Origin of the sequence: Ralstonia psammae (assembly GCF_958405935.1) — a bacterium.
GTDB lineage: Bacteria > Pseudomonadota > Gammaproteobacteria > Burkholderiales > Burkholderiaceae > Ralstonia > Ralstonia psammae.
Map to the genome: position 1 here is coordinate 567,397 of NZ_CATZBU010000002.1, position 13,536 is coordinate 580,932.

Here is a 13,536-nt window from a genome sequence, read left to right on the forward strand (position 1 = left end):
ACGCGCGCAGATTACTCCGCAGCGGCTTCCTTGCGCTTGAAGGTCAGCTTCTCCTTGATGCGAGCCGACTTGCCCGAGCGTTCGCGCAGGTAGTACAGCTTCGCACGGCGCACATCACCGCGACGCTTCACTTCGATGCTGGCAAGCAGCGGCGAGTACAGCTGGAACGTACGCTCCACGCCTTCGCCAGAAGAGATCTTGCGAACGATGAACGACGAGTTCAGGCCACGATTGCGCTTGGCAATCACGACGCCTTCATACGCCTGCACACGCTTGCGGGTGCCTTCAACGACGTTCACGTTGACGATCACGGTGTCGCCAGGGGCGAACGGGGGGATCGTCTTGTTGGCCGTCAGACGCTTGATTTCTTCCTGCTCGATTTGCTCGATGAGATTCATCTTTTTCTCCTTGACCATCATGCCGGCGTTTTGCCCGGTCGGTTGACCGCGGCCCCGGTAGAGGATGGGAACTTCACTTGGCCGAGCCTTCCTGTGTGGAAGCCTCTGACCCCTTTGCCGTTATCGCCGCGGCAGCGAGGAACACCTCATCGCCACGGGACAACAAACCCTGTTCGCGCGCCGCCTCGATCAGATCGGGCCGCTTGCGCATCGTGTTCAACAGCGCCTGCTGGCGGCGCCACTTCTCGATCTCGGCATGGTGACCGCCCAACAGCACATCGGGCACACGCACACCTTCGTACTCTTCCGGCCGCGTGTAATGCGGGCAGTCGAGCAAGCCGTTGACGAAACTGTCTTGCACCGCCGATTGCGCATCGCCCAGCACGCCGGGCAGCTGCCGCACTACGGCGTCGATGATCGCCATCGCTGCAATCTCACCGCCGGAGAGGACGAAATCGCCAAGGCTGATTTCCTCATCCACGCGACGGTCGACCAAACGTTGATCAATCGCTTCGTAGCGTCCGCAGAGCAACGTGAGCGCCGGCAACTGCGCCAACTCCATCACCCGCTTGTGCGTGAGCGGCTTGCCTTGCGGCGACAGCAACACCACATGCGAAGCCGCCGGCGCTTGCGCTTCATGAATCGCATCCAGCGCGGCTTCCAGCGGCTTGGCCAACATCACCATGCCGGGACCACCGCCATAAGGGCGATCGTCCACGGTGCGGTAGTTGTCCGTCGTGAAATCGCGCGGGTTCCAGGTGCGCAACGTGTACACCTGCTGTTTGGCTGCGCGGCTGGTGATACCCCAGTCCGTCAGCGCCCGGAACATGTCCGGAAACAGCGAGACGACGTCGAACTGCATCGCCGAATTCTCCGGCCGCATGTTCAGTAATCCAGACCCCAGTCGACGACGATGCGCTTGCCTGCGACATCCACCGACTTCACGTAAACCTCGACAAACGGCACAAGCCGCTCGACCTCGCCTTCACCAACGATACGCAGGATTTGATGCGCACCGTTATCAATCAAGCCGCTCACCGTGCCGAGCGTTTCCTGTTGCTCGTTGACGACCGTAGCGCCGATCAGATCGACCCAGTAAAACTCGTCATCGTCCGGCTCGGGAAAATCGGCCCGGCTGACCCACACGGCGTAGCCGCGCAGTGCCTCGGCGACATTGCGATCGGGCGCGGCAGGCGAGCCCGCCACCACCGTGCCGCTATGCTCGCGCGACGTACCGACGGGAAACACCCGCCAGTCCGCCGACGTTGCCAGCGCACCAACAGGGGGCTTGAGCCACCAGGTGCGGGCATTCAGCAGCGCGTCGGCATCGCCGTGCAACTGGACCTTGATCCAGCCGCGAATACCGTAGGCACCGCCCACATAACCCACCTCGATGAGATCGTCGGGGAGGGTCGGGTTGGTACCCGAGCCCGGGCGCATGGCTTGCAGCCGCTCGGCAACCTTTTGCGAGATTGCCTGCGTTGCAGCAGCCACAGGACCGGGCCGTGTCGATCCGGCGCGCGTCACGGCAGGAAGTGCTCGGACGGCACCGTCGATCGACGCATGCTAAAACTTAAGCAGCAGCCTTCTTGGCGCCCTGCTTCACCAGACGGGCAACCGTCGGCGACAGTTGCGCGCCCACGCCTTCCCAGTAGGTCAGGCGGTCTTGCACGATGCGCAGACCTTCTTCGCCTTCACCGGCGAGCGGGTTGTAGAAACCGACGCGCTCGATGAAACGGCCATCACGGCGGTTACGCGAGTCGGTCGCAACGATATTGAAGAACGGGCGCTTCTTGGAGCCACCGCGGGCCAGACGGATCACGACCATGGATCTTTTCCTTGAAAAACTGGGTATGCGTACAGAGAAACACGCAAGTATAGCGCAATTTCTCCGGCCAAACAAACACTTAGGCTGGGCGAAAGTGTACGCCCTGTGGGGCGCGTGGCAACGGCGGTACGCAAAAGCCACCATTGTGCTCGCGGCTTGGCTTAGCGCGGTGCCCGCAGCGCTCGGCAAGCTGCCGATCGAGTCACTTCGTGTACCGCCGGGCTTCCGTGTCGAAGTACTGACCGAGGCGATGCCGGCCGCACGTGAAATGGCGCTCTCCCCGGCCGGTATTCTTTATGTGGGCAGCCGCGCGGGCAAGGTCTACGCGATGTCGTTGCAGACGTCGAATGCACCTGTCCATGTGGTGGCGTCCGGGCTGCAACTACCCGTCGGCGTGACGTGGCGTGATGGCAACCTTTATGTATCGGCGGTCTCGCGCGTGGTGAGGCTCAACGGCATTGATGAGCGGCTCGCCAATCCGCCCGCGCCGGTCGTCGTCAATGACAAGCTGCCGACGGAAACGCATCACGGCTGGAAATTCATCGCGTTCGGGCCGGACGGCAAACTGTATGTGCCGGTAGGCGCACCCTGCAATATCTGCCGCCCCGATGAAAACCGGTACGCCAACGTCATGCGCATGAACGCCGACGGCAGCGGCCTGGAACTCGTAGCGCGCGGCATCCGCAACACGGTCGGCTTCGACTGGCACCCAACCACTCACGAATTATGGTTCACCGACAACGGCCGTGACCTGATGGGTGACGACGTGCCCGACGACGAGTTGAACCGCATCACCAAGCCCAATTCGCACTTCGGCTACCCGTTCTGCCACGCCGGCAACGTTCAGGACCCCGAATTCGGCGCCGGGCATCCGTGCAGCAACTACGTGCCGCCCGTCGCCAAGCTTGGAGCGCACGTGGCGGCGCTCGGCATGCGTTTCTATACAGGCGGCAACTTTCCGGCGGAGTATCGGAACAACATTTTCATCGCTGAGCACGGCTCCTGGAACCGATCGTCAAAAGTCGGCTACCGCGTCATGCGCATCGTATTGGACGACGCCGGCAATGTGACGAAGCAGGAACCGTTCGTTCAGGGCTGGCTGCAAGGCGAGCAGGCATGGGGCCGGCCAGCCGATGTAATCGTGGCACCTGACGGCAGCCTGCTGGTGTCCGACGACTTGGCCGGCGCTGTGTATCGCATCCGCTACACCGGAAAATGACCTCGGCGTCGCCCACCGCCGTGGCAATGCGTGCACGAAACATCTCGTTACACGGGTAACGTTCGGACAGTGGATGCCTGCTGAGTGAAGCCTTACATTGACAAGCATGAACACGCGCTGCCGATCTCTCTTGCACACGTCAGAAGCACGCGGCGCGTGGCGCTTTCGAATCCTTGCCCGACAGGAGATAGCCATGCCGATCCGCGCATTGCTTCGCACCTTGGCGGCAGGCGTTCTGATCGTCGCCTCTGCGGGCGCTGTGGCTGCCAACGCATCGGCGCGTCAAGCCGCCGTCGCCTTTGCAGAATCCACCATGCCCTCTTGGACGCAAGCGGCACAGACCATGCCGCAGGACCGTCCGTTGGTGGCGCAATTCTTTGCCGACACCCGCAGCGAGCAGGCAGCCCGCATCCGCGCACAGATGGAACGCATGGAAGCGCGCGCCCGGGCCGATGATCGCCTCAACGGCCGGGTTCAATCCCGGGACGGCGGCCGCGGCGACTGGCAGCAACAAGAACGCATGCGCCAGGAACGCGGCAACGGCGATCAAGGCAACTGGCGCGGCTCGCGCCGAGGCTAAAACGCATACGCTGCCGCATTTCACATCCCGGAACTTGCCCCGGGGCACCTGAGTCGTATTAGATGGCACGGGCACACGTTTGGCGTGCCCCAGCCATCACACCCATGACAACGACAACAGGTGCTTCAATGCCATCCCATCTTCACCGCCATGTGCGGCTTATCCTCGGCCTGATCTGGACCACGGCCTTCATGCTGATACTCGCTCACCTGCTCTACGGCGAAGTCAGCCTGCGCCAACAGGCGCCTCGACTGTTGCAAGACCTTACGGTTTCGACGAGCGTGCCGTCGCTGCGTCCGATTCCGATTTAGTGACCCCGCTACTCCTGCCGCAAACGCTTCGCAGCGCTGCGCGCGTCCTGCCGAACCGACGGCCCCGTCCTCCCATTGCTGATGCGTCTTTACGACGCGCTCCCGGTGCCGCCATTGGGCTGCGTCGCGGTTGATCTTGGGCGTAGAATGCGCGGCGCTGTGTTGTCTTGCCGTGTGTTCATCGCCCGCTATGCCTACGACCGCTCTCCAGAAAAAATCCAAGCTGCTGACCGTACTGCTCGCCTTCCTGTTCGGGAGCGTGGGCGCGCATCGCTTCTATCTCAAGGGCGGACGTGACTTCTGGGCGTGGTCCCAGGTGTTTGCCATGTTGCTTGGCGTGGTTGGCGTGGCGCTGCTGTGGTCGACGCAGCGCGCGAGCGTCCCAGGCTGGGTCTGCGCGATGATCGGCGGGTCTTCCGTGCTGGCGGGTTATCTGTCGGCGCTCGTCTACGGCCTGCGTCCCGACGAAAAATGGGACGCGCAATTCAATGCCGACGGCGTGCCCACACACTCGGGCTGGCCCGTCGTACTGCTGAGCGTCCTCACGCTCATGATCGGCACCGGCCTGCTGATGGCCGGCCTCGCCATCACCTTCCAGACGTATTTCGAAACGCAGGTGCAGGCAGCGAAAGAGCTGTCGCAGTAGTCAAAACAAACTGCCCTGGCGCTCGTCGACCGGCTTTCCTGGTTTGACGGCGCGCGGGGGCGGTCTGAACTGCGAGGTGTCGAGCACCAGTTCGTTGTAGCGGTGGTAGTTGAAGCCGAGCTTGTCGGCGGCCTTGTAGAAGCGCTGCCGCAATAAGTCCGCCCAAATGCCGGTGCCGCGCATGCGGGTGGCGAAATCCGCCTTGTAGTCCTGTCCGCCGTGCAGATCGCGGATGCGGTTCATCACGCGTTGCGCGCGGTCGGGAAAATGTGCCTTGAGCCAATCCTGGAACACCGCGTTCAGCTCGTTCGGCAAACGCAGCACGATGTAGCTTGCGTACGTGGCCCCCGCCTCATGTGCGGCTTCCAGAATCTGCTCCATGTGGTCGTCGGTGATGAAGGGGATCATCGGCGCGACGCTTACCCCCACCGGAATGCCCGCCTCGGCCAGGGTGCGAATCGTGCGCAGGCGGCGCGATGGCGTGGCGGCGCGAGGTTCGAGCTTGCGCGCCAGATCGGCATCGAGCGTGGTGATTGTGACGGCGGCGACGACCAGATTCTTCGCAGCCATCGGGGCGAGCAGATCGATGTCGCGCTCGATCAATGTCGACTTGGTGATGAGCCCGACCGGGTGATCGCAATCGTGCAGCACCTGCAGCACGTCGCGCGTGATGCGCAACTCGCGCTCGACCGGTTGATACGCATCGGTGTTCACGCCCAGCGCAATCGCCTCGCAGCGGTAGCTGGGCTTGGCCAGCGTTTCGCGCAACACCTCGGCGGCATTGGTCTTGGCGAACAGCTTGGTCTCGAAATCCAGGCCCGGCGACAGCTCCAGGTACGCATGCGTCGGCCGCGCAAAGCAATACACACAACCATGCTCACAGCCGCGATACGGATTGAGCGACACCCCAAACGGAATATCCGGCGACTGGTTATGACTCAGGATCGAGCGCGCACGCTCGATGGAGACGCTGGTCTCGATGCGCGGCGGCGCGTCTTCCGAATCCAGTTGCCCGAGGAGTGGCTGCCAGCCGTCATCGACGCGCGTACGTTCGTCGCGTTCGAAGCGGCCTTGCAGATTGGAAGTGGCGCCGCGCCCCTTGCGAGGGACGTGGCGATCGGACATATCAGACACAGCAGAACAGAATGGATGCGCGGGCTGGCTGATCGTATCGCATCCGCTCCGGCTGCGCTGCGGGTGACGCGGGCTACGCCTCGGGATCGAGCTTCACGTCCCAGAGCGATTTGCCGTCGAGGTCGTGCAGCGACACGTGCATCGTGCGCGTGGCCGGGTCGATCTTGGCGCGGCCGTAGTACTGTTGCAGCGCCGCCGGCGACTGATTCTGCGGATTGTCCTTGGGAATGCTGAGGTAGCGCACGTCCGGTCCAAAGGTCTGGTCCACTTCGTTCGGCCCGAACGTGCCCGCGTTGATGGGCCCACCGACGAATTCCCAGAACGGTTTGAACTCCGTGAACCTGGCGCGCGACGGGTGGTAGTAAGTGGCCTGCGCGTAGTGCACGTCAGCCGTCACCCACACGACGTTCTGGATGTTCTCCTGCTTGATGAAGCCCAGGATTTCAGCCAGTTCCAGTTCGCGGCCCGACGGCGCACCGTCATCCGCATTGGCCCACGCTTCGTAGGTGCCCTTGGGCACATCCGGATTCAGATCGGGCACCACCAGCGAGATCGGCATATCGCTTGCAATCACCTTCCACGTCGCCTTCGACTGCTTGAGCGATTGCTTGAGCCACGCCGTCTGCGCCGGGCCAAGGAAGGCTGAATCGGCATCCAGCCTGGTCTGGCGGTTCGGCGAATTGCGCCCGCGATAGCTGCGCTCGTCCAGCATGAACACGTCGAGCAGCGGGCCGTACTGGAACGCGCGATAGATCTGCTCGGGGTCGATCGGGTTGAAGCGGAACGGGTTGTACTCGAACATCGCCTGCTTTGCGCGGGTGGCCAACAGCGATGCGCTCCGTTCCTGATAGCGCTTCTCTTCCGGGCCGATCTGCTGGCCGGGGTACCAGTTGTTGCGCACTTCGTGGTCGTCCCACTGCACGAGGAACGGCACTTCGGCCGAGAACGCGCGCTTGTTTTTGTCGAGCTGGTTGTAGGCGAAGGCACCGCGGTAATCATCGAGCGTTTGTGCAACGTGCGACTTGGCCTCGGTGACGAGATTGGTCCACATCGAGCGGTCGGGCAGTTTCACCTCGGCTTGGATCGGGCCGTCGGCATAGATCTGGTCGCCCGAGTGGATGAAGAAGTCTGGCGATTCGCGGCGCATCGCCTCGTACAGGCGATAGCCGCCGAAGCGCTCGTTGATGCCCCAGCCCTGGCCGGCCTCGTCGCCGGAGAAGACAAAGCAGATCGGGCGGTTGGCCTGCACGGGTGCCGTGCGAAAGCGGCCGATCACGGGCTCGCTGAAGGCCTTGTCGTGCACGAGGTCCTGGAAGCGCACGCGGTAGAACACGTCGGCGCCAGCGGCCAGGCCGGTCAGGTCAACGCGGGCTGTCAGGCCGCTGCTTTCGAGAGCCGCCGGACCAACGCGACGCGCAACATGCTTGAAGGCGGCATCCGTCGAGTATTCGACGATCATGCGTGCGGGACGATCGGTGCGGCTCCAGACGATGGCGCTGTCGTGCGTGATATCACCACTCATCACGCCCCCAGGCACTTGCGGGCGCAGGCGCTCGGACGTCACTGCAGCCGGTGCGACGCCCTGGGCCAGCACGTCGCCAATACGCGAACCGAGCAGCGCGGCACCGCTGACGGAAACGAGACTCTTGATCAGCGTGCGGCGAGTCGGCTTGAAGATCGGCTGGTCGGACATGCAGGCTCCGGTGTCGGTGATGAAGGTGCCGCCCAGCGTAAGGCGTTTCCGTGACAACGCTACGTCACCGGCCCTCTTCCGTCACATCAATGGCGAGCGTCTCCTTGATCTCCTCCATCACGATGTAACTCTTGGACTGCACTGCGCCGGGGAGCTGCAGCAGGATGTCGCCCAGCAAGCGCCGGTATTCGCTCATCTCTCGAATGCGCGCCTTGATGAGGTAGTCGAAATCACCCGAGACGAGGTGGCACTCCAGGACCTCTGGGATGCGCAGCACTTCGCGGCGGAACTGCTCGAACATGTTGCCCGATTTGCTGCCCAGGCTGATCTCTACAAACACCAGCAGCGAAGCGCCCAGCATGGCGGGGTTGAGGCGCGCGTAGTAGCCGAGGATGAAGTTCTCGCGCTCCAGGCGTTTGACGCGCTCGATGCACGGCGTGATGGTCAGACCGACAGCCTCGGACAGTTCCTTCATCGACAGGCGCCCGTCCTTTTGCAGCAGATCGAGAATGCGCCGATCGAGCTTATCGAGGGCCCGGACGGGCTTGCGCTGGGTTCGCATGGTCGAAAACGCCTCAAAATCGAAATTGTTTCTGTTTCCGATAAATATACAGAAACAATTACTAGTATTGTGCGAATACGATAGCGACATCTATCGCAAATGCATCTCCGGGGAGTATCACCATGCGCGTGCTCGTTCTTGGCAGCGGCGTGATTGGCGTGACCAGCGCCTATTACCTGGCCCGCGCGGGCCATGAAGTCACCGTCGTCGACCGCGAAGCCGGTCCGGCGCTGGAGACGAGCTTTGCCAATGCTGGCCAGATTTCCCCGGGCTACGCCTCGCCGTGGGCCGCACCGGGCGTGCCGCTCAAGGCCATCAAGTGGATGTTCCAGCAGCACGCGCCGCTGACGATCCGCCCCGACGGCACCCTCTTCCAGCTCAAGTGGATGTGGCAGATGCTGCGCAACTGCGACGCCGCCAGCTATGCGCAAAACAAGGAGCGTATGGTCCGCCTGGCCGAGTACAGCCGTGACTGCATCCGCGACCTGCGCGCCGACACCGGCATCGCCTACGAAGGCCGCCAGCAAGGCACGCTGCAAATCTTCCGCACCCAGCAACAGCTCGATGGCGCCGCGAACGATATCGCCGTGCTCGAGCGCGCTGGCGTGCCCTACGAACTGCTTTCGCGCGAAGACCTCGTGCGCAGTGAACCGGGCCTGGCCTCGACCCGCCACAAGCTGGCCGGTGGCTTGCGCCTACCCAATGACGAAACGGGCGATTGCCAGCTCTTCACCACGCACCTGGCCGCGATGGTCGAAAAGCTCGGCGTGCGCTTCCGTTTCAACAGCACGATCAACAGCCTCATCTTCAAGAACGATGCAGTGCGCGGTGCGCTGGTCGACGGCCAGCCGATCGACGCCGATCTCGTGGTCGTGGCACTGGGCAGCTACAGCACGCCATTCCTGAAGAATCTGGTGAACGTGCCGGTGTATCCGCTCAAGGGTTTCTCGATTACCGTACCGATGACGGACGCGACCAAGAGCCCTGTCTCCACCATCCTGGACGAGACCTACAAAGTGGCTGTGACGCGCTTTGACGACCGCATCCGCGTGGGTGGCATGGCGCAGATCGTCGGCTACGACAAGCGGCTGGACCCGGGCAAGCGCAAAACGCTGGAGTTTGTGGTCAACGATCTGTTCCCGGGTGCCGGGGATGTGTCGCGCGCCTCGTTCTGGACCGGCCTGCGCCCGATGACGCCGGACGGCACGCCCATCGTCGGCCAGACGCCCGTTCGCGGCCTGTGGCTGAATACCGGCCACGGCACGCTGGGTTGGACCATGGCATGCGGCTCGGGCAAGCTGCTGTCGGATCTGGTGTCGGGCCGCTCGCCTGCCATCCGCTCGGATGACCTTTCGGTATATCGCTACCTGGGCGGCACGCCGATGCCGGCAACCAAGCCTGCGCTGGCCTGATCGCCTACGCTGCATGCAATGAAAAGGGAGGCCGAGGCCTCCCTTTTTTGTTCCGCTGATGCCGCCTTAGAACTGCGCCTCCGGCACCGCACCGATCGTCTCGCCGCCCGTCAGGACCGACTGCGCGATACCCGGTGCCTGTGTGAGCAACACGTCTGCAAACACGCGTGCCGTGGCGATCTTCGCGCCGTAGAAGTTCGGGTCTTCGCTCTCGCGGTCGAGCGCCACCAGCAGCGCACGCGCCATCTGCCAGCCCGACAGCACGATGCCGCACAGTCGCAGATACGGCACGCTGCCCGCGAACACGGCGTTCGGCTGCGCCTTGGTCTGCGCCACCACAAAGCGCACCACCGATTCCAGCGCCTCGCGGCCGGCGGCCAGGCGCGCCCGCATCGCATCGCAATGCGCACCGCCCTTGGCGGCCAGTGCCGCTTCCACCTTGGCGATTTCCGCGCAGATGCCCAAGGCCACCGCACCACCGTCACGCACCGTCTTGCGGCCGATGAGATCGTTGGCCTGGATGGCCGTGGTGCCTTCGTAAATCGGCAGGATGCGCGCATCACGATAGAACTGCGCGGCGCCCGTCTCTTCGATAAAGCCCATGCCGCCGTGCACCTGCACGCCCAGGCTCGTCACGTCGATCGACATCTCGGTGCTCCAGCCCTTCACGATCGGCACCAGGAATTCGTACAGCGCTTCGTTCTGCTTGCGTGTGGCGTCATCGGCAGCGTGATGGCCGGCATCGCACGCTGCGGCGGCCACGTAAGCCAGGGCGCGCGCGCCCTCGGTCATGGCCCGCATCGTCAGCAGCATGCGCTTGACGTCCGGGTGGTGAATGATGGGCACAGCCTTGGCAGCAGAGCCATCCACCGGGCGGCTCTGCACGCGTTCACGTGCATAGGCCACAGCCTTCTGGTACGCACGCTCCGACACGCCAATGCCCTGCATGCCCACCGCATAACGGGCCGCGTTCATCATGATGAACATGTATTCCAGGCCGCGATTTTCTTCGCCGACCAGCGTACCGATCGCGCCACCGTTATCGCCAAATTGCAGCACGGCCGTCGGGCTCGCCTTGATGCCCAGCTTGTGTTCGATCGACACGCAATGCGCATCGTTGCGCGCGCCCAGCGAGCCGTCTTCATTGACCATGAACTTCGGCACCACGAACAGCGAAATCCCCTTCACACCTTCGGGCGCGCCAGGCGTACGCGCCAGCACGAGGTGGACGATGTTCTCGGCCATGTCGTGCTCGCCCCAGGTGATGAAGATTTTGGTGCCGAAGATCTTGAACGTGCCGTCGCCCACCGGCTCGGCACGCGTGCGCACGAGTGCCAGGTCGGAACCGGCCTGCGGCTCGGTCAGGTTCATCGTGCCCGTCCACTCCCCCGAGATAAGCTTGGGCACGAAGCGCTGCTTCTGCTCTTCGGTGCCGGCCGTCAGCAATGCCTCGATGGCGCCATCCGTGAGCAGCGGACACAGCGCGAACGACAGGTTGGCCGCGTTCAGCATCTCGATACACGCCGTGGCGATCAACTTGGGCAGGCCCTGACCGCCGTATTCCAGCGGGTGCTGCACGCCCTGCCAACCGCCCTGGCCGAACTGGGCGAACGCCTCTTTGAAACCCGCGGTGGCTGTGACAACGCCGTCCTTCCAACTGCTCGGATTGCGGTCGCCTTCCACATTGAGCGGCGCAACAACTTCACCGGTAAAACGCGCGCTTTCTTCCAGCACGGCCTGCGCCGTGTCGGCGGTGGCATCTTCAAAGCCAGGCAGCTTGGCGACGTTGTCCAGGCCAGCCAACTCGTTCATCACGAACAGCATGTCCTTGACAGGGGCTTGATAGGTCATGTCTCTCTCCAACTCTTGTTAAGCGCGATCAGGACAGTGCCTCATTGAGCAGATGACGCACTCTCCTGATGGCGCTCGCGTATAAAAAAGCCGTTTCCAAACAGGTCGGAAACGGCTTTGCGTCGGGCGGTGCTGCGCGCTTCAACTTGATGCGCGCAGCGCGTTGCGATCAGCCCAGTGCGGTCACCAGCTCCGGCACCACGGTGTTCAGGTCGCCCACGAGGCCGTAATCGGCCACCTGGAAGATCGGCGCTTCCGGATCCTTGTTGATCGCGACGATCACCTTGGAGTCCTTCATGCCGGCCAGGTGCTGGATCGCGCCCGAGATACCCACGGCGATGTACAGCTGCGGCGCGACGATCTTGCCCGTCTGGCCAACCTGGTAGTCGTTCGGCACGAAGCCAGCGTCCACTGCGGCGCGCGAAGCACCCAGCGCGGCACCCAGCTTGTCGGCCAGCGGTGTCAGCACCTTGGTGTAGTTCTCGCCCGAGCCCACGCCACGGCCACCGGAGACGATGATCTTGGCGGCGGTCAGTTCCGGGCGGTCGCTCTTCGTCACTTCGCGCGAGACGAATTGCGAGATGCCGGCGTCGGCCACTGCGCTCAGGTTCTCGGTTGCAGCGGAGCCACCGGTGGCGGCAGCCGGGTCGAATGCCGTGCCGCGCACGGTGATCACCTTCACCTTGTCGGCCGATTGCACGGTGGCAATCGCGTTGCCGGCGTAGATCGGACGTTCGAAGGTGTCGGGGCTGTCGACCTTGGTGATGTCGGACAGTTGGGCCACGTCCAGCTTGGCGGCAACACGCGGCAGGATGTTCTTGCCGTAGGCGGTGGCAGGCGCCAGGATGTGGCTGTAGTTGCCGGCAATGGCCAGCGCCTGCTCGGCAACGTTCTCGGCCAGGCCATCGGCAAACTGGGGCGCGTCGGCCACCAGCACCTTGGTCACGCCGGCGATCTGCGCAGCGGCCTGTGCAGCGGCGCCGCAGCCAGCGCCGGCCACCAGCACGTGGACGTCACCGCCGCATTGGGCGGCTGCCGCCACGGTGTTCAGCGTCGCGGCCTTGATGGATTGATTGTCGTGTTCAGCAATAACGAGTGCAGTCATGTTTGTTCTCCCCGCGCTCAGATAACTTTGGCTTCGGTCTTCAGCTTGGACACCAGCGTGGCCACATCGGGCACCATCACGCCGGCGCTGCGCTTGGCAGGCTCGACCACCTTCAGCGTCTTCAGGCGCGGTGCAACATCCACGCCCAGGTCTTCCGGCTTGACCGTGTCGAGCTGCTTCTTCTTCGCCTTCATGATGTTCGGCAGCGTCACGTAGCGCGGCTCGTTCAGGCGCAAGTCGGTCGTGACCACGGCCGGCAGCTTGACCGACAGGGTTTCCAGGCCGCCGTCCACTTCACGCGTGACCGAAGCCTTGCCGTCGGCAATCTGCACCTTCGAGGCAAACGTGGCTTGCGGCAGGCCTGCCAGCGCAGCCAGCATCTGGCCGGTCTGGTTGGCGTCGTCGTCAATCGCCTGCTTGCCCAGGATGATCAGTTGCGGCTGTTCCTTGTCGACCAGCGCCTTGAGCAGCTTGGCGACAGCCAGCGGCTGCAGCTCTTCGGCTGTCTCGACCAGGATGCCGCGGTCGGCGCCGATGGCCATGGCGGTGCGCAGGGTTTCCTGGCACTGCGCCACGCCGCACGACACGGCGATCACTTCAGTCGCGACGCCCGCTTCTTTCAGGCGAACCGCCTCTTCCACGGCGATCTCGTCGAACGGGTTCATGCTCATCTTGACGTTGGCCAGATCGACACCGCTGCCGTCCGTCTTCACGCGAACCTTCACGTTGTAATCGATCACGCGCTTGACTGCGACCAGGACTTTCATGCGCTCACTCCACTAATTGATAAGACGATT

At 63.4% G+C, this 13,536-nt stretch carries 15 protein-coding genes; 5 read left to right on the plus strand and 10 right to left on the minus strand.

The features are described 5' to 3' along the window. Positions 1-11 precede the first annotated feature (11 nt). The 4 genes from rplS to rpsP all read right to left on the minus strand — a co-directional run bounded on the left by rplS (position 12) and on the right by rpsP (position 2,226). Positions 12-398 (minus strand): 50S ribosomal protein L19, encoded by a 387-nt coding sequence (gene rplS, locus R2N16_RS06400; RefSeq protein WP_012761581.1) that lies wholly within the window; start codon positions 396-398, stop codon positions 12-14. Positions 399-471: 73 nt separating this feature from the next. Then, positions 472-1,260: a tRNA (guanosine(37)-N1)-methyltransferase TrmD gene (gene trmD, locus R2N16_RS06405; RefSeq protein ID WP_316664740.1), complete on the minus strand. Its 789-nt coding sequence runs from the start codon at positions 1,258-1,260 to the stop codon at positions 472-474. 23 nt (positions 1,261-1,283) lie between these two features. Beyond that, positions 1,284-1,838 carry a ribosome maturation factor RimM gene (gene rimM, locus R2N16_RS06410; protein ID WP_316664859.1) on the minus strand — a complete coding sequence of 185 codons (555 nt, stop codon included), beginning with the start codon at positions 1,836-1,838 and terminating at the stop codon, positions 1,284-1,286. 133 nt (positions 1,839-1,971) lie between these two features. Further along, on the minus strand, positions 1,972-2,226 hold the full coding sequence (rpsP, locus tag R2N16_RS06415) for a 30S ribosomal protein S16 (RefSeq protein WP_004629147.1): 255 nt from the start codon (positions 2,224-2,226) through the stop codon (positions 1,972-1,974). 145 nt (positions 2,227-2,371) lie between these two features. On the opposite strand from rpsP, the gene R2N16_RS06420 reads away from it, so the two are divergent. The 4 genes from R2N16_RS06420 (at position 2,372) to R2N16_RS06435 (ending at position 4,982) form a co-directional block, all read left to right on the plus strand. Beyond that, positions 2,372-3,445, plus strand: a complete 1,074-nt coding sequence (locus tag R2N16_RS06420; protein ID WP_316664861.1) for a PQQ-dependent sugar dehydrogenase — start codon at positions 2,372-2,374, stop codon at positions 3,443-3,445. A 193-nt stretch (positions 3,446-3,638) separates the two neighbouring features. Continuing rightward, entirely contained in the window at positions 3,639-4,025 is a 387-nt protein-coding gene (locus tag R2N16_RS06425; protein ID WP_316664742.1) for a hypothetical protein, read from the plus strand. A 128-nt stretch (positions 4,026-4,153) separates the two neighbouring features. Next, complete coding sequence (locus R2N16_RS06430) at positions 4,154-4,336, plus strand: hypothetical protein (protein ID WP_316664743.1); 183 nt, start codon at positions 4,154-4,156, stop codon at positions 4,334-4,336. A 190-nt stretch (positions 4,337-4,526) separates the two neighbouring features. After that, positions 4,527-4,982, plus strand: coding sequence for an NINE protein (locus R2N16_RS06435; RefSeq protein ID WP_316664745.1), 456 nt, complete (start codon positions 4,527-4,529; stop codon positions 4,980-4,982). Here R2N16_RS06435 and R2N16_RS06440 read toward each other — a convergent pair whose 3' ends face one another. From R2N16_RS06440 to R2N16_RS06450, 3 genes are all read right to left on the minus strand, one after another. Further along, on the minus strand, positions 4,983-6,107 hold the full coding sequence (locus tag R2N16_RS06440) for a PA0069 family radical SAM protein (RefSeq protein ID WP_316664746.1): 1,125 nt from the start codon (positions 6,105-6,107) through the stop codon (positions 4,983-4,985). An 82-nt stretch (positions 6,108-6,189) separates the two neighbouring features. After that, the gene (locus R2N16_RS06445; RefSeq protein WP_316664747.1) at positions 6,190-7,809 is read right to left on the minus strand and encodes an alkaline phosphatase D family protein; all 1,620 of its coding nucleotides are present in this window, start codon (positions 7,807-7,809) and stop codon (positions 6,190-6,192) included. A 64-nt stretch (positions 7,810-7,873) separates the two neighbouring features. Next, positions 7,874-8,371, minus strand: coding sequence for an Lrp/AsnC ligand binding domain-containing protein (locus R2N16_RS06450; RefSeq protein ID WP_316664748.1), 498 nt, complete (start codon positions 8,369-8,371; stop codon positions 7,874-7,876). A gap of 122 nt (positions 8,372-8,493) precedes the next feature. Between R2N16_RS06450 and R2N16_RS06455 the strand changes: the two genes are divergently transcribed. Then, a complete protein-coding gene (locus R2N16_RS06455) occupies positions 8,494-9,783 on the plus strand; it encodes a D-amino acid dehydrogenase (RefSeq protein ID WP_316664750.1) in 1,290 nt (429 codons plus the stop codon). A 66-nt stretch (positions 9,784-9,849) separates the two neighbouring features. Here R2N16_RS06455 and R2N16_RS06460 read toward each other — a convergent pair whose 3' ends face one another. The 3 genes from R2N16_RS06460 to R2N16_RS06470 form a co-directional block, all read right to left on the minus strand. Beyond that, positions 9,850-11,634, minus strand: a complete 1,785-nt coding sequence (locus tag R2N16_RS06460) for an acyl-CoA dehydrogenase (RefSeq protein WP_316664751.1) — start codon at positions 11,632-11,634, stop codon at positions 9,850-9,852. A gap of 169 nt (positions 11,635-11,803) precedes the next feature. Next, on the minus strand, positions 11,804-12,739 hold the full coding sequence (locus tag R2N16_RS06465) for an electron transfer flavoprotein subunit alpha/FixB family protein (RefSeq protein ID WP_316664752.1): 936 nt from the start codon (positions 12,737-12,739) through the stop codon (positions 11,804-11,806). Between the two features lie 17 nt (positions 12,740-12,756). After that, entirely contained in the window at positions 12,757-13,506 is a 750-nt protein-coding gene (locus tag R2N16_RS06470; RefSeq protein WP_316664753.1) for an electron transfer flavoprotein subunit beta/FixA family protein, read from the minus strand. Positions 13,507-13,536: the final 30 nt, after the last annotated feature.